The sequence below is a fragment of the Limnohabitans sp. Hippo4 genome, from assembly GCF_003063605.1.
Taxonomy (GTDB): domain Bacteria; phylum Pseudomonadota; class Gammaproteobacteria; order Burkholderiales; family Burkholderiaceae_C; genus Limnohabitans_A.
Window position 1 is genome coordinate 340,540 of sequence record NZ_NESE01000001.1, and the last position, 19,174, is coordinate 359,713.

At 53.6% G+C, this 19,174-nt stretch carries 19 protein-coding genes; 11 read left to right on the forward strand and 8 right to left on the reverse strand.

Features of this window, described 5'->3' with window-relative positions:
• Positions 1-105: 105 nt before the first annotated feature.
• The 5 genes from B9Z46_RS01555 to B9Z46_RS01575 all read right to left on the reverse strand — a co-directional run bounded on the left by B9Z46_RS01555 (position 106) and on the right by B9Z46_RS01575 (position 6,139).
• Positions 106-1,644 (reverse strand): 2-isopropylmalate synthase, encoded by a 1,539-nt coding sequence (locus tag B9Z46_RS01555; RefSeq protein WP_055360507.1) that lies wholly within the window; start codon positions 1,642-1,644, stop codon positions 106-108.
• Between the two features lie 187 nt (positions 1,645-1,831).
• Positions 1,832-2,647 carry a CDP-diacylglycerol--serine O-phosphatidyltransferase gene (gene pssA / locus B9Z46_RS01560; protein ID WP_108254296.1) on the reverse strand — a complete coding sequence of 272 codons (816 nt, stop codon included), beginning with the start codon at positions 2,645-2,647 and terminating at the stop codon, positions 1,832-1,834.
• Between the two features lie 33 nt (positions 2,648-2,680).
• Positions 2,681-3,697, reverse strand: coding sequence for a ketol-acid reductoisomerase (gene ilvC, locus B9Z46_RS01565; protein ID WP_055360505.1), 1,017 nt, complete (start codon positions 3,695-3,697; stop codon positions 2,681-2,683).
• Between the two features lie 63 nt (positions 3,698-3,760).
• Complete coding sequence (ilvN, locus tag B9Z46_RS01570) at positions 3,761-4,252, reverse strand: acetolactate synthase small subunit (protein ID WP_055360504.1); 492 nt, start codon at positions 4,250-4,252, stop codon at positions 3,761-3,763.
• 99 nt (positions 4,253-4,351) lie between these two features.
• Entirely contained in the window at positions 4,352-6,139 is a 1,788-nt protein-coding gene (locus B9Z46_RS01575) for an acetolactate synthase 3 catalytic subunit (RefSeq protein ID WP_055360503.1), read from the reverse strand.
• A 212-nt stretch (positions 6,140-6,351) separates the two neighbouring features.
• On the opposite strand from B9Z46_RS01575, the gene B9Z46_RS01580 reads away from it, so the two are divergent.
• The 6 genes from B9Z46_RS01580 to B9Z46_RS01605 are packed head-to-tail and all read left to right on the forward strand — an operon-like array spanning position 6,352 to position 9,506.
• The gene (locus tag B9Z46_RS01580) at positions 6,352-6,918 is read left to right on the forward strand and encodes an RNA polymerase sigma factor (RefSeq protein WP_108254810.1); all 567 of its coding nucleotides are present in this window, start codon (positions 6,352-6,354) and stop codon (positions 6,916-6,918) included.
• Positions 6,915-7,358: a DUF3619 family protein gene (locus B9Z46_RS01585; RefSeq protein ID WP_108254297.1), complete on the forward strand. Its 444-nt coding sequence runs from the start codon at positions 6,915-6,917 to the stop codon at positions 7,356-7,358. The genes B9Z46_RS01580 and B9Z46_RS01585 overlap by 4 nt, the downstream gene beginning before the upstream one ends.
• Positions 7,355-7,966 (forward strand): DUF3106 domain-containing protein, encoded by a 612-nt coding sequence (locus B9Z46_RS01590; protein ID WP_233245876.1) that lies wholly within the window; start codon positions 7,355-7,357, stop codon positions 7,964-7,966. The genes B9Z46_RS01585 and B9Z46_RS01590 overlap by 4 nt, the downstream gene beginning before the upstream one ends.
• A 1-nt stretch (position 7,967) precedes the next feature.
• Complete coding sequence (locus tag B9Z46_RS01595) at positions 7,968-8,540, forward strand: RDD family protein (protein WP_108254298.1); 573 nt, start codon at positions 7,968-7,970, stop codon at positions 8,538-8,540.
• On the forward strand, positions 8,537-8,926 hold the full coding sequence (locus B9Z46_RS01600) for a diacylglycerol kinase (RefSeq protein WP_055360500.1): 390 nt from the start codon (positions 8,537-8,539) through the stop codon (positions 8,924-8,926). The genes B9Z46_RS01595 and B9Z46_RS01600 overlap by 4 nt, the downstream gene beginning before the upstream one ends.
• A complete protein-coding gene (locus B9Z46_RS01605; RefSeq protein WP_108254299.1) occupies positions 8,919-9,506 on the forward strand; it encodes a TIGR00730 family Rossman fold protein in 588 nt (195 codons plus the stop codon). The genes B9Z46_RS01600 and B9Z46_RS01605 overlap by 8 nt, the downstream gene beginning before the upstream one ends.
• Before the next feature lie 94 nt (positions 9,507-9,600).
• Here B9Z46_RS01605 and B9Z46_RS01610 read toward each other — a convergent pair whose 3' ends face one another.
• Both B9Z46_RS01610 and B9Z46_RS01615 read right to left on the reverse strand, forming a co-directional pair.
• On the reverse strand, positions 9,601-9,939 hold the full coding sequence (locus B9Z46_RS01610; protein ID WP_055360498.1) for a P-II family nitrogen regulator: 339 nt from the start codon (positions 9,937-9,939) through the stop codon (positions 9,601-9,603).
• Positions 9,940-9,961: 22 nt separating this feature from the next.
• Positions 9,962-11,635, reverse strand: coding sequence for an NAD+ synthase (locus B9Z46_RS01615; RefSeq protein WP_108254300.1), 1,674 nt, complete (start codon positions 11,633-11,635; stop codon positions 9,962-9,964).
• Positions 11,636-11,687: 52 nt separating this feature from the next.
• Between B9Z46_RS01615 and B9Z46_RS01620 the strand changes: the two genes are divergently transcribed.
• Positions 11,688-12,809, forward strand: a complete 1,122-nt coding sequence (locus tag B9Z46_RS01620) for a GNAT family N-acetyltransferase (protein WP_108254812.1) — start codon at positions 11,688-11,690, stop codon at positions 12,807-12,809.
• Between the two features lie 48 nt (positions 12,810-12,857).
• On the opposite strand, the gene ppa is transcribed toward B9Z46_RS01620, so the two are convergent.
• Positions 12,858-13,394 carry an inorganic diphosphatase gene (gene ppa / locus B9Z46_RS01625; RefSeq protein ID WP_055360495.1) on the reverse strand — a complete coding sequence of 179 codons (537 nt, stop codon included), beginning with the start codon at positions 13,392-13,394 and terminating at the stop codon, positions 12,858-12,860.
• Positions 13,395-13,603: 209 nt separating this feature from the next.
• Between ppa and B9Z46_RS01630 the strand changes: the two genes are divergently transcribed.
• The 4 genes from B9Z46_RS01630 to moaA all read left to right on the forward strand — a co-directional run bounded on the left by B9Z46_RS01630 (position 13,604) and on the right by moaA (position 19,165).
• A complete protein-coding gene (locus tag B9Z46_RS01630; protein ID WP_055360494.1) occupies positions 13,604-15,670 on the forward strand; it encodes a sodium-translocating pyrophosphatase in 2,067 nt (688 codons plus the stop codon).
• 101 nt (positions 15,671-15,771) lie between these two features.
• Positions 15,772-17,205: an aldehyde dehydrogenase family protein gene (locus B9Z46_RS01635; RefSeq protein ID WP_108254301.1), complete on the forward strand. Its 1,434-nt coding sequence runs from the start codon at positions 15,772-15,774 to the stop codon at positions 17,203-17,205.
• Between the two features lie 42 nt (positions 17,206-17,247).
• A complete protein-coding gene (locus tag B9Z46_RS01640; RefSeq protein ID WP_108254302.1) occupies positions 17,248-18,009 on the forward strand; it encodes an SDR family oxidoreductase in 762 nt (253 codons plus the stop codon).
• Entirely contained in the window at positions 18,002-19,165 is a 1,164-nt protein-coding gene (moaA, locus tag B9Z46_RS01645; protein ID WP_108254813.1) for a GTP 3',8-cyclase MoaA, read from the forward strand. Before B9Z46_RS01640 ends, moaA begins: the two co-directional genes overlap by 8 nt.
• Positions 19,166-19,174: the final 9 nt, after the last annotated feature.

Genomic DNA, 19,174 nt, shown 5'->3' on the forward strand with positions numbered 1-19,174 from the left:
GTAATAGAAACTTCCGACAGTGTACATAAATAAAAAAAATCGCGCAAGATCAATACCTTGCGCGATCTTCTTGAAGACGTTTTTCAGTCTACTGGCTTCTAGGCTTTAACCTTGTGCCGCAACCCGGTCGGCCTTGCTTTGAAGCTTGTTCAAGGCGCTCAAGTAGGCTTTGGCAGAGGCGACGATGATGTCGGGGTCTGAACCTACGCCGTTCACCACGCGACCACTGTTTTGCAGGCGAACCGTGACTTCCCCTTGGCTTTCGGTCGATCCGCTGATGGCGTTGACGGAGTAAAGCACCATTTCTGCCCCACTTTCAACGATGGATTCAATGGCTTTGAGAGAAGCATCGACGGGGCCGTTGCCATCGGACTTGCCATGGACTTCTTTGCCTCCCATGGTGAACACGATGGTCGCTTGTGGTTTTTCGCCAGTTTCACTGTGTTGCGCCAAAGACACAAAAGCGTACTGTTCTTTGTCCTGAGTAACGCTCTCTTCGCTGACCAAAGCCAAGATGTCCTCGTCAAAAATTTCACTCTTGCGATCGGCCAATTCTTTGAATCGGGTGAAAGCAGCATTCAACTCGGATTCACTTTCAAGCACCACACCCAACTCTTGCAAGCGTTGTTTGAAAGCATTACGGCCACTCAACTTACCCAACACAATTTTGTTGGCCGACCAGCCCACATCTTCTGCGCGCATGATCTCGTAAGTGTCACGGGCTTTCAAGACGCCATCTTGGTGAATACCTGACGCGTGTGCAAATGCATTGGCACCCACCACGGCCTTGTTGGGTTGAACCACAAAACCAGTGGTTTGACTGACCATGCGGCTGGCAGCAACGATATGAACCGGATCAATGTTCATCTCAAGGCCGAAATAGTCTTTGCGCGTCTTAACCGCCATGACAATTTCTTCCAAAGAGCAATTACCCGCACGCTCGCCCAATCCATTGATGGTGCACTCGACCTGTCGAGCGCCGCCCAACTTCACGCCCGCCAAACTGTTGGCCACCGCCATGCCCAAGTCATTGTGGCAATGCACGGACCAAATGGCTTTGTCTGAGTTGGGAATGCGCTCACGCAATGTCTTGATGAACTGGCCGTACAACTCAGGCACGGCATAACCGACTGTGTCGGGCACATTGATGGTGGTGGCACCTTCAGCAATCACAGCCTCAAGCACTTGGCACAAGAAGTCCATGTCGCTGCGGTAGCCGTCCTCAGGGCTGAACTCCACATCGGCCACCAAGTTGCGTGCAAAGCGCACGGATTGCTTGGCCTGCTCCAACACTTGCTCGGGTGTCATGCGCAGTTTCTTTTCCATGTGCAATGGGGAGGTGGCAATGAAGGTGTGAATGCGACCACTGTTGGCGCCCTTCAAAGCCTCTGCCGCTCTGGAAATGTCGCGGTCGTTGGCACGCGACAGAGAGCAGATGGTGGAGTCTTTGATGGCATTGGCAATGGCTTGAACCGCTTCAAAGTCACCGTTGGAGCTGGCTGCGAAACCTGCCTCGATCACGTCCACGCGCAATCGTTCCAATTGACGCGCAATGCGCAGTTTTTCGTCACGGGTCATGGAGGCACCGGGAGACTGCTCACCGTCGCGCAATGTCGTGTCAAAAATAATCAATTTATCGGCCATGTTTCACTCCTGGTTTGAAAACTTCAAAAAAGCAAATTCAAAATAAAAAAAGCCCGCTGCGGTTGGCAAACGGGCTTGATGGGAAATAGAACAGCGTGCGCTACATATCCCGCCCGAGGGGCGTCAGCAGTAGAGCTAGCAAGTTCAATTTCATGATGCGACTGTATCACAAGTTTTTGAAAACTGCTTACTGGTGTAAACCCCGTTCATCGGGATCTTCTGTGGAAGTGCTGATCACACTGGTTTGTTGCCCTTTAAAGCGGCGCCAGCCGTAGAGGGCGTAACCACTTAAGCCATACAAAACAAACAAGCCAAAGAGCACCATGGGCGGATGAATGTTGACGGCAGCAATGCCCAGGGCAATGAGAACGATCACCACAAAGGGCACGCTCTGCTTCATGCTGACATCTTTGAAACTGTAAAAAGGCACGTTGGTGACCATGGTCAGGCCAGCAAACATGGCCACAACAAACATGGGCCAGGCCATGCTGGCTGCAGAAACTTCGGCATCGGTCATGATGGAAATGAAACCCATGACCAGTGCTGCGGCTGCCGGCGAAGGCAAGCCTTGAAAAAACCGTTTGTCAACGACGGCGGTGTTGACGTTAAAACGTGCCAAGCGCAATGCCGCGCAAGCACAGTAAACAAAGGCAGCAATCCAACCCCAACGGCCGAGCCCCTTCAAAGACCACTCATAGGCAATGAGTGCAGGCGCAGCGCCAAAGGAGACCATGTCGGACAAGGAGTCCATCTGCTCTCCAAAGGCACTTTGCGTATTGGTCATGCGGGCCACACGGCCATCCAGGCTGTCAAGCACCATGGCGCAAAAAACTCCCACGGCCGCCATGTCAAAGCGGCCATTCATGGCCATCACGATGGCATAAAAGCCACCGAACAGGGCTGCCAACGTGAACAAGTTGGGCAGGACGTAAATGCCCTTGCGTGGCTTACGCACTTGTCCAGCTGTATCGGCGTCGTCAGGAGTTTCTATGCCATCGTGCATGCGACAGTTCTTTCTAGTGTGTGGTTCACAAAATCAGTTGCGTGATTTGTCGACCAATTTGTTTTTAGCAATCCAAGGCATCATAGAGCGCAATTGTGCGCCAACAACTTCAATGGAGTGCTCGGAGGTCAAGCGACGACGGGCTGTCATGCTTGGGTAGTTGGTACGGCCTTCCAAAATGAACATCTTGGCGTATTCACCGGTTTGGATGCGCTTCAAAGCATTGCGCATGGCAACACGAGATTGCTCATTGATCACTTCGGGGCCTGTCACGTACTCACCATACTCTGCGTTGTTAGAGATGGAGTAGTTCATGTTGCCAATGCCGCCTTCATAGATCAGGTCAACAATGAGTTTCAACTCGTGCAAGCACTCGAAGTAAGCCATTTCAGGAGCGTAGCCAGCTTCAACCAAAGTCTCGTAACCCATCTTGATGAGTTCGACGGCGCCGCCGCACAAAACAGCTTGTTCGCCGAACAAGTCGGTTTCTGTTTCTTCTTTGAAGTTGGTTTCAATGATGCCGGCCTTGCCGCCACCGTTGGCCATGGCGTAGCTCAGTGCCAATGCACTGGCTTTGCCGCTCTTGTCTTGGTGCACTGCCACGAGGTGGGGCACGCCGCCGCCTTGTGTGTAAGTGTTGCGAACGGTGTGGCCTGGGGCCTTAGGGGCAACCATCCAAACGTCGAGGTCTTCACGGGGCACCACTTGGTTGTAGTGAACGTTGAAACCGTGTGCAAATGCCAAAGAAGCACCTTTTTTGATGTTGGGTTCAACATCGTTGCGGTACACGTCGGCGATTTGTTCGTCGGGCAACAAAATCATGACCACGTCAGCAGCTTTCACTGCATCAGCAACTTCCATGACTGTGAGGCCAGCTTTTTCAACTTTGGGCCAGCTTGCGCCGTTTTTGCGCAAACCCACCACCACTTTCACGCCACTGTCGTTCAAGTTTTGGGCGTGTGCGTGGCCTTGTGAGCCGTAGCCAATGATGGCCACTGTTTTGCCTTTGATGACGCTGAGGTCACAGTCTTTGTCGTAAAACACTTTCATGGGTTCTCTCCTTCAAAAATCGTTCATAAAGTAAATGGGTCAAACGCGAACTGACGCGCTAAGTTAGACGCGCAAAATGCGCTCACCCCGTCCAATGCCACAGGCACCGGTGCGGACTGTTTCAAGAATGGCGCTGCGGTCGATGGCTTCCAAAAACGCATCGTTTTTGGATTGATCGCCCGTCAGTTCCACGGTGTAGCTTTTGTCGGTGACATCGATCACACGACCCCGGAAGATATCGGCCATGCGCTTCATCTCTTCACGTTCTTTGCCCACAGCGCGAACTTTGACCAGCATGAGTTCGCGTTCGGTGTAGGCACCTTCTGTTAAGTCAACCACTTTGACCACTTCAATGAGGCGGTTCAGGTGCTTGGTGATTTGTTCAATGACGTCATCCGAACCCGCGGTTTGAATGGTCATGCGTGACAAGCTGGGATCTTCGGTGGGCGCCACACTGAGAGACTCAATGTTGTAGCCACGTGCGGAGAACAAGCCGACGACCCGCGACAAGGCGCCGGGTTCGTTTTCTAGCAAAACTGCGATGATGTGTTTCATGTGCGATTCCTCTTTTCGCCGCCCTCCCCTGCACACGGTAATGTGCAGGCTTGGCGGTCAATAGATTCTTCTAAAGTTAATTCAAATGATGGCCGTGGTTCAAAGGTCTTCAGGGCTGAGCAACATTTCTGTAATGCCCTTGCCAGCTTGAACCATGGGGAACACGTTTTCGGTGGGGTCTGTTCGGAAGTCCATGAACACCGTGCGGTCCTTCAATTTACGAGCTTCGCGCAAGGCTGGCTCAACATCTTCAGGACGCTCAATGAGCATGCCCACATGGCCATAGGCTTCGGCCAACTTCACAAAGTTGGGCAAGGCGTCCATGTAGCTGTGGCTGTAACGGCCCGAATATTCAATTTGTTGCCACTGACGAACCATGCCCAAGTAGCGGTTGTTCAATGACAAAATTTTGATGGGCGTGTTGTACTGCAAGCAGGTAGAGAGTTCTTGAATGCACATCTGCACAGAACCTTCGCCCGTGACGCAGAACACTTCTGAATCAGGCTTGGCCAATTTGATGCCCATGGCGTAGGGAATGCCCACGCCCATGGTGCCCAAACCACCCGAGTTGATCCAGCGACGGGGCTCGTCAAACTTGTAGTACTGGGCAGCCCACATTTGGTGCTGACCTACGTCAGACGTGATGTAGGCATCGGCATCTTTGGTCATGCCATACAAAGTTTCAATGACTTTTTGGGGCTTGATGACTTCAGTGTTGTTGCTGTCGTACTTCATGCAATCGCGCTTGCGCCAGCCGTCGATGGTGGACCACCAGGCGCCCAATGAATTGTTGTCGGGCTTGAGGCCAGACTCTTTGATCATGGCGATGAGTTCGGTCAACACATCTTTGACGTCGCCCACAATGGGCACGTCCACCTTCACGCGCTTAGAAATGCTAGAGGGGTCGATGTCGATGTGAATGATCTTGCGTTCGTTTTGCGCAAAGTGTTTGGGGTTGCCAATGACGCGGTCATCAAAACGTGCGCCCACCGCCAACAACACGTCGCAATGTTGCATGGCGTTGTTGGCTTCCCAAGTGCCGTGCATGCCCAGCATGCCAAGGAACTTGGGATCGGTGGCGGGATAAGCGCCCAAACCCATCAAGGTGTTGGTGACGGGGTAACCCAACATGTCCACCAAGTGGCGCAACTCGGCTGAGGCGTTGCTCAGCAACACACCGCCACCGGTGTAAATGTAAGGACGCTTGGCGGCCATCAACAACTGAAGGGCTTTGCGAATTTGTCCGCTGTGGCCTTTGCGCACAGGGTTGTAAGAACGCATTTCAACGGTTTCGGGGTAGCCGGTGTAAGGCACCTTGTTGAAAGAAACGTCTTTTGGAATGTCGACCACAACAGGGCCAGGACGACCGCTGCGCGCAATGTGAAACGCCTTCTTCATGACCTCAGCCATGTCGCGAGCGTCTTTCACTAAGAAGTTGTGTTTGACGATGGGGCGTGTGATGCCCACGGTGTCGCACTCTTGGAATGCATCGAGGCCAATGGCGGCAGTGGGCACCTGGCCACTGATGATCACCATGGGAATGCTGTCCATGTAGGCGGTGGCAATACCGGTCACCGCATTGGTCAGGCCTGGGCCTGAAGTGACCAACGCAACACCGACGTCGCCAGTGGCACGCGCATAGCCATCGGCCGCATGAACTGCGGCTTGTTCGTGGCGAACCAGCACGTGCTGAATGGTGTCTTGTTTGAAGAAAGCGTCATAGATGTGCAAGACAGCACCACCTGGGTAGCCCCAGATGTATTTGACGTTTTCGGCTTGGAGCGCTTTAACGAGGATTTCGCCGCCGCGCAATTCTGCGGGGGACGATGAAGCTGCCGCGGCAGCTACGTTGGCCGCATTGGCCATTTCTGTTTTGGAGATTTCCATATTCAACCTTTGTGAATTTCTCTAACGAAAAACCTTGGGTGCTCTTTTGCGGGACTCTTGTGAAGTCGCATCAGAACTTAAGACCACCAACATGAGCCTGCCCGTGTAAGAACCTTGGCCGGATGGTGATCCGTTTGCGTTTTTTCAATTGCAACCCAGCATTATAGGGCCCAGAATGCCATAATCCGACTCGCACAAAATGGGTGCAAGCTGTGGCCACCGAACAAGAACTTTCAGATTTCCTCAAAAACACGGAGAAGCGCGCCTTCAAACGCACGCTGTACCACGTGCGCAACGAGGAGTCGGCCTTGGACATCGTGCAAGACAGCATGATCAAGCTGGCCACCCACTACGGGGACAAACCAGCCGCCGAACTGCCCATGTTGTTCCAGCGGATTTTGTCAAATACCACCCTCGATTGGTTCCGCCGGCAAAAAACCCGAAACGCTTTGTTCTCCAACATGAGCGACTTTGGGAATGACGCAGATGGCGAAGATTTTGACTTTTTAGAGAATTTGGGCGGTTTGGGCGAGCCAGGATTGGGCGAAAGCACCGAGGACCAAACCCATCGGAAACAGGTTTTTCACCAAATTGAGGCAGAAATTCAAGAATTGCCCCCACGTCAACGGGAAGCCTTCCTGCTGCGTTACTGGGAAGAGATGAACCTTTCCGAAACCGCAGCGGCCATGGGCTGCACGGAAGGCAGTGTCAAAACTCACTGTTCTCGGGCTGTTCAGGCGCTGAGCAAAGCACTTCGCGCCAAAGGATTTAACACATGAAAACGCAAGCCAATCTCGACATGACACGAGTTGACCGGTTAGGTCAGGCGCTAGCGCGCCGTTTAAACGATCACGCCACAGAATTACCCCACGACATCACAGAGCGTTTGCGCGCCGCGCGCATGCAAGCCTTGGCACAACGCAAACGCGAGCCCGTCCTCAACACTGTTCCACAGCTGGTTGTGGCAGGCGCAAATGGCAACCACCCTCTCGACGAAGGCTTGAACTTGTGGAGTCGTTTGGCATCCGCCTTGCCCTTGATGGCCCTGCTGTTTGGCTTGGCCAGCATTCATGTGTTTCAAAATGAACACCGAACCAACGAAATCGCATCGCTCGACGCCGAACTCCTCACCGATGACCTGCCGCCCGATGCCTACACCGACCCTGGCTTTTTGATTTTCTTGAAGTCCAATCCATCGCCCGCAAAGGTGTCGGATTGAAAATACAAGGCTTTCTCGCCATCGCTTTCAGCCTCATCCTCATGGGGTTGGGCAGTGTGTCTGCGCAAAATGCAAACACCCCTAGCGGCAAGCCGGCAGCTTCGCAAGCGCCACAAGATACGGGTTGGCAAGCCTTAAAACCTCAACAAAAGAAAGCCTTGGCACCCTTGGCCCCCCACTGGTCGCAAATCAGCGTGGCGCAAAAAAACAAGTGGTTGGCCATGTCCAACAATTTCGACAACTTGTCCCCCAAAGAACAAGCCACCCTGCATGAACGCATGGCCGATTGGGCCGCTTTAAGCCCTCAGCAACGGGCGCAAGCTCGCTTGATCTTCAACGAAACCAAAAGCCTGGCCGCTGATGAGAAGAAAACTCAATGGGAGGCTTATCAAGCTTTAAGCCCTGAAGAAAAGAAGAAACTTGCTGCCAAGCAAACCACGGGCATACAAGGGGCCGCTACGGCATCCCAAGCCGCACCACCCAACAAAGTGATTCGCATGCCCAACAAGTCAACGCCTGCAGAAACCCCAGGCAAGTCGACACCGAGCATCGTGATCGATAAAAAAACCCTCCTCCCCACCCCCGTCGTGATTCCAGAAGGCACCTGAGTTGAGCGATTCGCCAAATACAGTTGCGACAGCTGAGCAGACAGCCGCTTCACAAGAACCCTCCCCCTTCGTCACGCCCTCCTTGGGCCGAAGAATGGCTTGTTGGTTGTACGAAGGCATGCTGCTCTTTGGCGTTGTGTTCATCTCAGGCTATTTGTTTGGCACCCTTAGCCAAACCAAACACGCCTTGCACAATCGCCACGGGCTTCAAGCATTTCTATTTTTAGTGTTTGCCATTTACTTCACTTGGCTGTGGTCCAAGGGGCAAACATTGGCCATGAAGACTTGGCATATTCGGGTGTTAGACACATCCGGCCGGCCTTTAACGCAAGCACGCGCATTCTGGCGTTATCTTCTCAGTTGGGTTTGGATTTTGCCCCCTATGTTGATCACAGCCCCCTTCCAATTGCCTGCCACTGAAGTTGCTGTATTGGTTTTGGGTTGGGTCATGGTGTGGGCCGTTTTAAGTCGCTTTCAGTCACGTGGACAATATTGGCATGATGTCTGGGCGGGTACACAATTGGTAGACGTCCAAAAACTGCCAGCACCTTCAACTTCGGCTTCCAACTCATGACCGACTTCAACGTCAATCCTCAAAAAGCACGCAAAGGCTTGTCGCGTATTTTTCATGCGGGCGGCTATTCCCTTGCAGGACTTAAAGCAGGATGGGGCGAAACCGCTTTCAGGCAAGAAGCCATTTTGGCTTGCGTCTTATTGCCACTGGCTTTTTGGCTCGGACAAACGTGGGTCGAAGTGGCTTTGCTGTGTGGCTCTGTCATCTTTGTGATGGTGGTTGAGTTGTTGAACACCGGCATTGAAACGGCCATTGATCGGATTGGCACCGAATGGCACGCTTTGTCCAAACGCGCCAAGGACATGGGCAGTGCTGCTGTGCTGCTCAGCCTGCTGCTGTGTCTGGGCATCTGGGCTGCGGCCATCTGGAAATTCATACATGGCTGAGCCCGCATTCTCCTTGTGCGTTTACTGTGGCTCTAAGGAAGGCGATCAGCCTGAATTTGCGGCGTCAGCCGTCCAAGTGGGTCAATGGATTGGTCAGCATGGCGGTCAATTGGTGTACGGAGGCGGCCGAAACGGCCTGATGGGCATTGTGGCCAATGCCACCTTGGCAGCAGGCGGCAGGGTTGTCGGCGTCATTCCCCGTGCCCTGGTTGAAAAGGAATGGGCACACACCGAATGCACAGAGTTGCACATCGTTGAAACCATGCACGAGCGCAAACAATTGATGGCCGAACGTGCCGATGCTTTTCTGGCCTTGCCAGGCGGCATCGGAACTTTTGAAGAGTTTTACGAAGTTTGGACATGGCGCCAGCTGGGCTATCACAACAAGCCCATTGGCCTGCTGAATTTGAATGGCTATTACGACACCATGCTGAGTTTTCTCAATTCAGTGGTGACACACGAATTCATGGGCTCTTGGCAAATGGACTTGATCCAAACCCATTCAGATGCCAAACAACTGCTGCCCAATTTAGTCCAGGCTGCAGCCCTGCCCACGCCCTTTCAAAGCGAGTCCATTTAACCCCGCCCTTCCAGTTGTGCAAAAAAAAACGCCGCAGACTGCAGCGTTTTTGGGGGCAGGATCAACAGCTCACTTGACCCATTGGCCTTGATGTTTAAACTGCATCGTCGTCCAGTTCACCCGTGCGAATGCGAATGACGCGCTCAACGGAAGTGATGAAGATTTTGCCGTCGCCAATTTTGCCGGTACGGGCCGCTTTCACGATGGCATCCACGCAACGCTCAACGTCGTCGTCTTTCACAGCCACTTCCACTTTGACCTTGGGCAAGAAATCAACGACGTACTCGGCACCGCGGTACAACTCTGTGTGTCCTTTTTGACGGCCAAAGCCTTTCACTTCTGTCACGGTCAAGCCAGTGACGCCGCATTCGGCCAGGCCTTCGCGAACTTCTTCCAATTTGAAAGGCTTGATGATGGCTGTGATTTGTTTCATGAAATAGTCCAGACTGAAAAAATTAAGCTCGGAATCGATTGGTTATAGGATAACGCCAATCTTTGCCAAAACTGCGGTGCGTGACACGAATTCCAACCGGCGACTGGCGTCGCTTGTATTCGTTCAGTTTAATCAAGCGGGTCACTTTCTCCACATCGGCGCGTTCAAACCCATCGGCCTCGAGGGCATGAATGCCCTCGTCGTTTTCCATGTAACGCCGCACAATGGCATCGAGCACTTCGTAAGGTGGCAAGCTGTCCTGGTCTTTCTGATCCGCGCGAAGCTCGGCACTGGGCGGCCGGGTGATGATGCGCTCTGGGATGGGGTTGGCACCCGTGCCATAGGGATCGTGCTTGTTACGCCACTCGGCCAAGTGAAAAACTTGTGTCTTGACCACATCCTTGATGACGGCAAAACCACCCGCCATGTCGCCATACAAAGTGCAATAACCCGTGGCCATTTCGCTCTTGTTGCCGGTGGTCAGTACGATGGCGCCCGTCTTGTTGGACAAAGCCATCAGCAAAGTTCCGCGAACCCGAGCTTGAATGTTCTCCTCAGTGGTGTCCTCGGCCAAGCCCTTGAACTGGTCAGACAATGCCGATTTAAAGCCTTCAAACAATGGCGCTATGGCGATTTCGTCGTAACGCACGTTCAGGCGTTTGACCATGTCGCGGGCATCCAACCAGCTGATGTCTGCCGTGTAAGGCGACGGCATCATGACGGCGTGGATTTTGTCAGCACCAATGGCATCGACGGCCAGCGCCAAAACCAACGCGGAATCGATGCCACCGGACAGGCCCAGAATGGCCCCCGGAAAACCGTTCTTGCCCAAATAGTCTCGAATGCCCAAGACCAAGGCGTGCCAAAGATCTTCTTCCCAGGTGCTCTCGGGCACGATTTCGCGGCCAGACAAGCGGAGCCCCTGCGTTGCGCCATCCGCTTTCAGATCGATGTATTGCAAACACTCTTGGAAAGCAGGCGCCCTGGCGACCACTTTCGCATTGGCATCGATGGCAAATGAACGGCCCTCAAAAATCACCTCATCTTGTCCGCCAACTAGATGTGCATAAACAAGGGGTAGCTGACAATCTTTCACGCGCTGGCTCATTTGAACTTCGCGCTCTAGCCCTTTGCCGACATGAAATGGAGAGGCATTGAGCACGAGCAAGGCTTGTGCGCCAGCTTCACGCGCTTTTTGGGCGGGCGCCTCAAACCAAGCGTCCTCGCAAATCAGCAATCCCAACTTAAGGCCAGCCACCTCAAAAACACATGGCTGTTGGCCAGGTGTGAAATAGCGACGCTCATCGAACACTTGGTAGTTGGGCAACTCTTGCTTGGCATAGCTGGCCACAACCTGCCCTTCGCACAACACAGAAGCCCGGTTGAAGCGCTGCGTGATGGCCACACTTTTGCTTTGAATGCCGCCGCCCTGAGGGTGGCCCAGCACCACATGCATGCCCTTTAACCCAGCCAGCTCACGGGCCACTGTTTTCAGGGCATCATCGCAGGCATCGATGAAGGCGGGTCGTAACAGCAAGTCTTCAGCGGCATAGCCACAAATGGCCAACTCGGGCGTGACCAAGACGCGTGCACCCTGAGCATAGGCTTGGTGAGCCGCGTCGATGATTTTGCGGGCATTGCCCGTCATGTCACCCACCACAAAGTTGAGTTGGGCAATACAAAGTTGAAGGGTCATACAGGTGCAGGAATTCAGTTCCAACAATTATGTCATCGCGGTGCAGGATTCCATGCGAAATATCACTGCGTCTGCATGGGATTCTTTGTTGGCTTCTCAATCTGAACCCACACCCTTCATGCGGCACGCCTATCTGTGCGCCATGGAAGAAAGTGCCTCGGCTTGCCCAGAAACAGGCTGGACACCTCAAGTTATCTGCCTATACCGCCCTAACGCAAGCCCAGAAACTGGTTTGGCCGCAGCAGCCGTGCTCTATGTCAAACCCCATTCCTATGGTGAATACGTGTTTGACTGGGCTTGGGCCGATGCCTATCACCGCCACGGCTTGGATTACTACCCCAAGGCTGTGGGTGCCGTGCCCTTCACGCCCGTTCCTGGCTCTCGCCTTTTGGCCGATAGCAAAGAGAGCAAGGCCACCTTGATTCAAGCCATGGTGCAAATGGCCCAAGACGCCAAGTGGTCATCTGTGCATGTTTTGTTTTTGTCAGGCGACGACCTGCAAGCCACTGAGGAGGCGGGCTGGCTCGAGCGGCATACCGTTCAATTTCATTGGCACAACGCTCAATACGAAGACTTTGATCATTTCTTGGCCAGCTTGAATCAAGAAAAGCGCAAGAAGATTCGGCAAGAACGGCGAAAAGTGCTTGAAGCTGGCGTGACCTTCAAAACCCTGCGTGGCCAAGAGATTCAAACTCAAGACTGGGACTTTTTCTACAAGTGCTACGCGCAAACCTATTTTGAACACGGTAACGCACCTTATTTGAGCCGTGATTTTTTTCAACGCATGCAAGACACGATGCCCGAGAACTGGGTGCTGTTCATTGCCGACAAAGATGGCCAGCGAATGGCCTGCAGCCTGATCGCCATTCAAGGTGATGTCGCCTATGGCCGCTATTGGGGCGCTTTGGAGCGTGTTGACTGTCTGCACTTTGAGGCTTGCTACTACCAGCCGATTGCCTGGTGCATCGCCAATGGCTTTGTCCGCTTTGAAGGCGGCGCGCAAGGTGAGCACAAAATGGCCCGCGCTTTGCTGCCCGTCAAAGCCAGCAGCGCGCACTGGTTGGCGCATCCCAGTTTTGCGGATGCGGTAGAGCGCTATTTGGAAAAAGAAGGCCGCGGTGTTGCGGCCTATTTGGAAAACTTAGAAGCCAGATCACCCTTGAAAAAGGGCTGAGCTGGCACCCTGAACCCATGGCGAGTTCAAGGTACAGCTTGCGCCTGATTAGGCGTTGGCTTTTTGGTAGTTGGCGATGCCGTCCAAGATTTCTTTCTTAGCAGACTCTGGGCCTTCCCAACCCAAAATCTTGACCCATTTGCCCTCTTCCAAATCTTTGTAGTGCTCAAAGAAGTGGGCAATGGTTTTCAAACGCAAGGGGTTCAAATCTTCAGGCTTTTGCCATTGTGTGTAGATCGACAAAATTTTGTCGGTTGGCACAGCCAAGACCTTGCCGTCTTCACCGGCTTCGTCTTGCATTTTCAAAATACCAATGGGACGGCAAGGCACCACCACACCGGGAATCAAGGGCACGGGTGTGATCACCAACACATCGACAGGGTCGCCGTCGCCGCTGATGGTTTTGGGCACATAGCCATAGTTGGTGGGGTAATGCATGGCCGTGCTCATGAAGCGGTCGACAAAAATAGCGCCAGTGGCTTTGTCCACTTCGTATTTCACGGGGTCGGCATTCATCGGGATTTCGATGATGACGTTGAATTGCTCGGGAACTTTGCTGCCTGGGGTAACGTTGTCTAGGGACATTTTTCTGAAAATTAAAAGAGTTGATTTAAATCTAAGAAGCTTAGGATTAACCCCGATTTTACTTTCACAGGGCTTGCGATTTCGGATCATTGCCCTTTTAATGACTTTGTTGGCCAATCGTCTCCTTCTGGGAGCGAGGAAGCAACGCCGGGAGGTGTTTCTCGAGCGTTGCACCTCCTTTCAGCGGTAACAACTAAGGAGATTGATTTATGACAGGCAATTCAGCGTTGATTTTGGCGCTCGTTTGCGGACTGATCGCCGTAATTTATGGCGTTTGGGCTCGTGGATGGATTCTGGCCCAAGACCCCGGTAATGACCGAATGCAAGAAATTGCAGCCGCGATTCAAGCCGGTGCAGCCGCCTACCTAGCAAGACAGTACAAAACCATTGCCGTGGTGGGCGTGGTGTTGGCCATCTTGATGGGCGTTTTCCTTGACATGACCACAGCCATTGGCTTTGTCATCGGTGCGGTGCTTTCGGGCGCTTGTGGCTTTATTGGCATGAACGTTTCGGTGCGTGCCAATGTGCGTACTGCACAAGCTGCCACCAAAGGCATTGGCCCGGCCCTGGACGTTGCGTTCCGAGGCGGCGCCATCACGGGCATGCTGGTGGTGGGCTTGGGCCTATTGGGTGTCACAGGTTTCTACTGGTTCTTGGCAGGTAACGGCAACCTCACGCCCGATGTGAAGCTGTCTGTCATCCTCAATCCCCTCATTGGCTTTGCCTTTGGCTCTTCCCTCATTTCGATCTTTGCCCGTTTGGGCGGCGGCATCTTCACCAAAGGTGCTGACGTGGGCGCCGATTTGGTCGGCAAGGTGGAAGCTGGCATTCCAGAAGACGACCCCCGCAATCCAGCGGTGATTGCCGACAACGTGGGTGACAACGTGGGCGACTGCGCAGGCATGGCCGCCGACTTGTTTGAAACCTACGCAGTGACCTTGATTGCCACCATGGTGTTGGGCTCACTCTTGGTTGCAGGCGCACCTGGCAATGCTGTGATGTACCCGCTTGCCTTGGGTGCGGTGTCCATCGTGGCCTCCATCATTGGCTGCTTCTTTGTCAAAGCTTCACCCGGTATGACCAACGTCATGCCTGCGCTTTACAAAGGTTTGGCCATTGCCGGTGTTTTGTCCTTGATCGCGTTCTACTTCGTCACTATGTGGATCATGCCGGACAACGCCATCGCAGCCAGCGGTAGCCAAATGAAATTGTTTGGCGCGTGTGCTGTGGGCCTAGTATTGACCGCCGCTTTGGTATGGATCACTGAGTTCTATACCGGAACACAGTACAGCCCTGTGCAACACATTGCGCAAGCCTCTACAACGGGTCATGGCACCAACATCATCGCGGGCTTGGGCGTCTCCATGCGCTCGACAGCTTGGCCAGTGATTTTTGTGTGCATTGCCATTGTGGTGTCTTATGGCTTGGCCGGTTTGTATGGCATTGCCGTGGCCGCCATGTCCATGTTGTCGATGGCCGGCATCGTGGTGGCCTTGGACGCCTATGGCCCTATCACTGACAACGCTGGCGGCATTGCCGAAATGGCCGAACTGCCCAGCAGCGTGCGTGACATCACAGACCCCCTGGATGCTGTGGGCAACACCACCAAAGCTGTGACCAAGGGCTATGCCATTGGCTCAGCCGGTTTGGCCTCCTTGGTTTTGTTTGCAGACTACACCCACAAACTGGAAACCTACGGCAAAGCCATCACCTTTGACCTGTCCGACCCCTTGGTCATTGTGGGCTTGTTCATTGGTGGCCTGATCCCCTACTTGTTTGGTGCCATGGCCATGGAAGCCGTGGGCCGCGCAGCAGGCGCTGTGGTGGTGGAAGTTCGACGCCAATTCAGCGAAATCAAGGGCATCATGGAAGGCACTGCCAAGCCAGAATACGGCCGCGCTGTTGACATGTTGACCACGGCAGCCATCAAAGAAATGGTGATTCCAAGTTTGTTGCCCGTCGTGGTTCCCATCGTGATTGGTTTGTTGCTGGGCCCCAAAGCCTTGGGCGGCTTGCTGATGGGCACCATCGTCACCGGGTTGTTTGTGGCCATTTCCATGTGTACCGGCGGCGGTGCTTGGGACAATGCCAAGAAATACATCGAAGACGGACACCACGGCGGCAAGGGTTCTGAAGCCCACAAGGCTGCTGTGACTGGCGACACCGTGGGCGACCCCTACAAGGACACGGCTGGCCCTGCCATCAATCCGCTGATCAAAATCATCAACATTGTGGCTTTGCTCATTGTGCCGCTGGTGATGAAGTTCCACAGCTGATCCGTCCAATTGAACGTGGCGCGCCTTTGGCCCGCCACGCAAGTGACACAAAGCCCGCGCATGGCCTTCATCGCGGGCTTTTTTACGCGCAAAATAGCACCATGCAACTCAATTTCATCCACAACCAATCGGTGGCCAGCCAAAGCGGGCAAACATGGCCTGTGATCGACCCCTCTGACGGCCAAACCTTTGACCACATTCAACGCAGCAATGCGCATGACATTGACATGGCCGTCAAGTCGTCGCGCGAATGTTTCGAAGGACCGTGGTCCCAATTGAACGCATCAGAACGCGGTCGATTGCTAATGGCACTGTCGCGCAAAGTAGCTGAACATGCCGAAGAGTTGATGCGACTGGAACAACGTGACTGCGGCAAACCCACACAACAAGCCATGGCCGATGCCAAAGCATTGGCGCGTTACTTTGAGTTTTATGCGGGCGCCTGTGACAAGTTTCATGGTGAAACCATTCCTTATCAAAACGGCTACAGCGTTTTGACCTGGCGTGAACCGCATGGCGTCACTGGCCATGTGGTGCCGTGGAATTACCCCATGCAAATTTTTGGCAGATGTGTCGGCGGCGCATTGGCAGCCGGCAACGTCTGTGTGGTCAAGCCCGCAGAAGATGCTTGCTTGAGCTTGATCCGTGTTGCGCAATTGGCGGCTGAGGTGGGGTTTCCGCCAGGCGCCATCAACATCGTGACGGGCTTAGGACATGAAGTCGGTGATGCGCTGGCCAAGCACCCTGGCATTGACCACATCAGCTTTACGGGCAGCCCCACAGTCGGCACGCTCATTCAACAAGCCGCCGCTGCAAGGCATTGCCCTGTTACGTTGGAGCTGGGTGGCAAAAGTCCGCAAATCATTTTTGCCGATGCTGACTTGGATGCTGCCATCCCCGTCATCATCAACGCCATTGTTCAAAACTCAGGGCAAACTTGCAGTGCAGGTTCACGCGTACTCATTGAGAAAAGCATTTACGAGCCTCTGCTTGCACGTCTGGGAGAAGCCTTCAGCAAATTACGCGTGGGCCCTGCAAGCGCCGATTTGAATTTAGGACCGCTCATCAGAGCCACGCAAAAAATGCGCGTACAAGGCTTTTTGGAAGAAGCCAAGGCCGCCGGCATTCGCACGGTGGCGCAAGGCAGCGTGGTATCCGAAGCCCCTGAAACTGGTTTTTATCAAGCGCCTGTTTTGCTGCGCGATGTACCCGTCGATCACCGTGTGGCTCAAGAAGAAGTTTTTGGCCCGGTGCTATCGGCCATGTGCTTCGAAGGAGAAGATCAGGCCATTGAAATGGCCAACGCCACAGCCTTTGGTTTGGTGGCAGGCGTTTGGACGCGCGACGGCGGCCGTCAATTCAGAATGGCCAAGCGCCTGCGAAGTGGCCAAGTCTTCATCAACAATTACGGCGCGGGTGGCGGCGTTGAATTACCCTTTGGCGGCGTGAAGTCTTCCGGCCATGGCCGTGAAAAAGGTTTTGAAGCACTGTATGGTTTCACAACTTTGAAAACCGTCGCTATTCAACACGGCTAAGCACGCAGCCTAGGCCTCATTCAAAGAACATCAGGATTTTTCATGAACATCAATCAAAAAGTGGTCATCGTCACAGGCTCAGGTGGTGGCATTGGCGAAGGCATCGCCAAACATTTTGCGGCACATGGTGCCAAAGTCTTGGTCAATGACATCAACAGCGCAGCCGGCCAAAAAGTGGTGAAAGACATTCAAGCCGCTGGCGGTACCGCGGCATTCTTTGCAGCTGACGTGACGCGCTCAGACGATGTCAAAGCCATGGTGCAAGAAGCGGTCAAGCTTTGGGGGCATTTGGATGTGATGATCAACAACGCAGGATGGACACACCGCAATCGCCCTGCACTTGAAGTCAGTGAAGACGAATTCGACAAATGCTACGCCGTCAACATGAAGAGCATTTACTTGGCCACGGTACACGCTGTGCCCGAGTTCCGCAAAAACGGTGGCGGCTCGTTCATCAACATTGCCTCAACTGCTGGCATTCGCCCTCGCCCTGGCCTCACTTGGTACAACGGCTCTAAGGGTGCTGTGATTACCACCAGCAAATCTTTGGCAGCCGAATTGGGACCCGACAATATTCGTGTGAATTGCATCAACCCGGTGTTCAATCCCGACACAGGCTTGTCGGCTGAATTTGCAGGCGGGCCTGTTGACGAAGCCAAGCGCGCCAAGTTCATGGCCACCATTCCCTTGGGTCGTTTTTCGACTTCTCTGGACGTGGCCAATGCGGCCCTCTATTTGGCCAGTGATGAAGGCTCGTTCATCAGTGGTGTGTGCATTGAAGTTGACGGCGCACGCTGTGTCTGAACGCGTCATTCCCATCATCACCCAGCCCCTGGGAAATTTGCCTCTCCCTACGCTTGTGGAGGGTACGCACGCTTTGTCAGGTGACAGCTTGAAGGATCGCTTGCATCGACCTTTAAGAGACTTGCGCATCAGCGTCACGGACCGTTGCAATTTCAGATGCAGCTACTGCATGCCGAAAGAAATTTTCAACAGCGACTACACCTATTTGCCGCACAGTGCACTTTTGAGTTTCGAAGAGATCACGCGCACTGCCCAAAGCTTCATTGCGCTGGGTGTTGAAAAAATCAGGCTAACCGGTGGTGAACCCTTGCTTCGAAAAAACCTGGAAATCTTGGTTGAACAACTGGCCGCATTGCGCACAGCCTCTGGCAAACCTCTAGACATCACACTGACCACCAACGGCTCGCTGCTGGCGCGCAAAGCCCAAAGCTTGAAAGATGCCGGCTTAAAACGCGTCACCATCAGTTTGGATGGCTTAGACGATGCCATTTTCAAAAGCATGAACGATGTGGACTTTCCTGTCAGCGATGTTTTGGAAGGCATTGCGGCAGCGCAAGCTGCGGGCCTGGGTCCCATCAAAGTGAACATGGTGGTGAAGCGCGGCACCAATGAGCAAGAAATCTTGCCCATGGCTCGCTACTTCAAAGGCACAGGCATTGCACTGCGATTCATTGAGTACATGGACGTCGGCGCAACCAATGGCTGGCGCATGAACGAAGTGATGCCCAGTGCAGACGTTTTGAAAATGCTACAGACCGAGTTCTCCCTCACGCCCTTGGCTCCTTCGCAAATTGGCGAAACAGCCGAGCGCTGGGGCTACCTCAATGCGCAAGGTGAACACGATCCGCTTTTGGGTGAAGTGGGTTTCATCAGCAGTGTGACCCAAGCTTTTTGCAGCGATTGCAACCGCGCACGACTCACCACAGAAGGTCAACTTTATTTGTGTCTGTTTGCCACGCAAGGCTATGACCTGAAATCTTTGGTCCGAGACAACCCAGATCCCAACGCAATGACGCATGCCATTGCGGCCATCTGGTCACAACGCGGCGACAGATACTCTGAGTTGCGTCGAGCAGAAAAAGATTCACCCAACGCTCCAAGCGATCAAGCCAACGCGACACGTCGCAAAGTCGAGATGAGTTACATCGGGGGTTAATCCCCTGCT

Bases quoted from the DNA above. Each gene is read 5' to 3' on its own strand.
- B9Z46_RS01555 (WP_055360507.1), bottom strand. From the start codon at position 1,644: ATGGCCGATAAATTGATTATTTTTGACACGACATTGCGCGACGGTGAG.
- pssA (WP_108254296.1), bottom strand. From the start codon at position 2,647: ATGCACGATGGCATAGAAACTCCTGACGACGCCGATACAGCTGGACAA.
- ilvC (WP_055360505.1), bottom strand. From the start codon at position 3,697: ATGAAAGTGTTTTACGACAAAGACTGTGACCTCAGCGTCATCAAAGGC.
- ilvN (WP_055360504.1), bottom strand. From the start codon at position 4,252: ATGAAACACATCATCGCAGTTTTGCTAGAAAACGAACCCGGCGCCTTG.
- B9Z46_RS01575 (WP_055360503.1), bottom strand. From the start codon at position 6,139: ATGGAAATCTCCAAAACAGAAATGGCCAATGCGGCCAACGTAGCTGCC.
- B9Z46_RS01585 (WP_108254297.1), top strand. From the start codon at position 6,915: ATGAAAACGCAAGCCAATCTCGACATGACACGAGTTGACCGGTTAGGT.
- B9Z46_RS01600 (WP_055360500.1), top strand. From the start codon at position 8,537: ATGACCGACTTCAACGTCAATCCTCAAAAAGCACGCAAAGGCTTGTCG.
- B9Z46_RS01605 (WP_108254299.1), top strand. From the start codon at position 8,919: ATGGCTGAGCCCGCATTCTCCTTGTGCGTTTACTGTGGCTCTAAGGAA.
- B9Z46_RS01610 (WP_055360498.1), bottom strand. From the start codon at position 9,939: ATGAAACAAATCACAGCCATCATCAAGCCTTTCAAATTGGAAGAAGTT.
- B9Z46_RS01615 (WP_108254300.1), bottom strand. From the start codon at position 11,635: ATGACCCTTCAACTTTGTATTGCCCAACTCAACTTTGTGGTGGGTGAC.
- B9Z46_RS01620 (WP_108254812.1), top strand. From the start codon at position 11,688: ATGCGAAATATCACTGCGTCTGCATGGGATTCTTTGTTGGCTTCTCAA.
- ppa (WP_055360495.1), bottom strand. From the start codon at position 13,394: ATGTCCCTAGACAACGTTACCCCAGGCAGCAAAGTTCCCGAGCAATTC.
- B9Z46_RS01630 (WP_055360494.1), top strand. From the start codon at position 13,604: ATGACAGGCAATTCAGCGTTGATTTTGGCGCTCGTTTGCGGACTGATC.
- B9Z46_RS01635 (WP_108254301.1), top strand. From the start codon at position 15,772: ATGCAACTCAATTTCATCCACAACCAATCGGTGGCCAGCCAAAGCGGG.
- B9Z46_RS01640 (WP_108254302.1), top strand. From the start codon at position 17,248: ATGAACATCAATCAAAAAGTGGTCATCGTCACAGGCTCAGGTGGTGGC.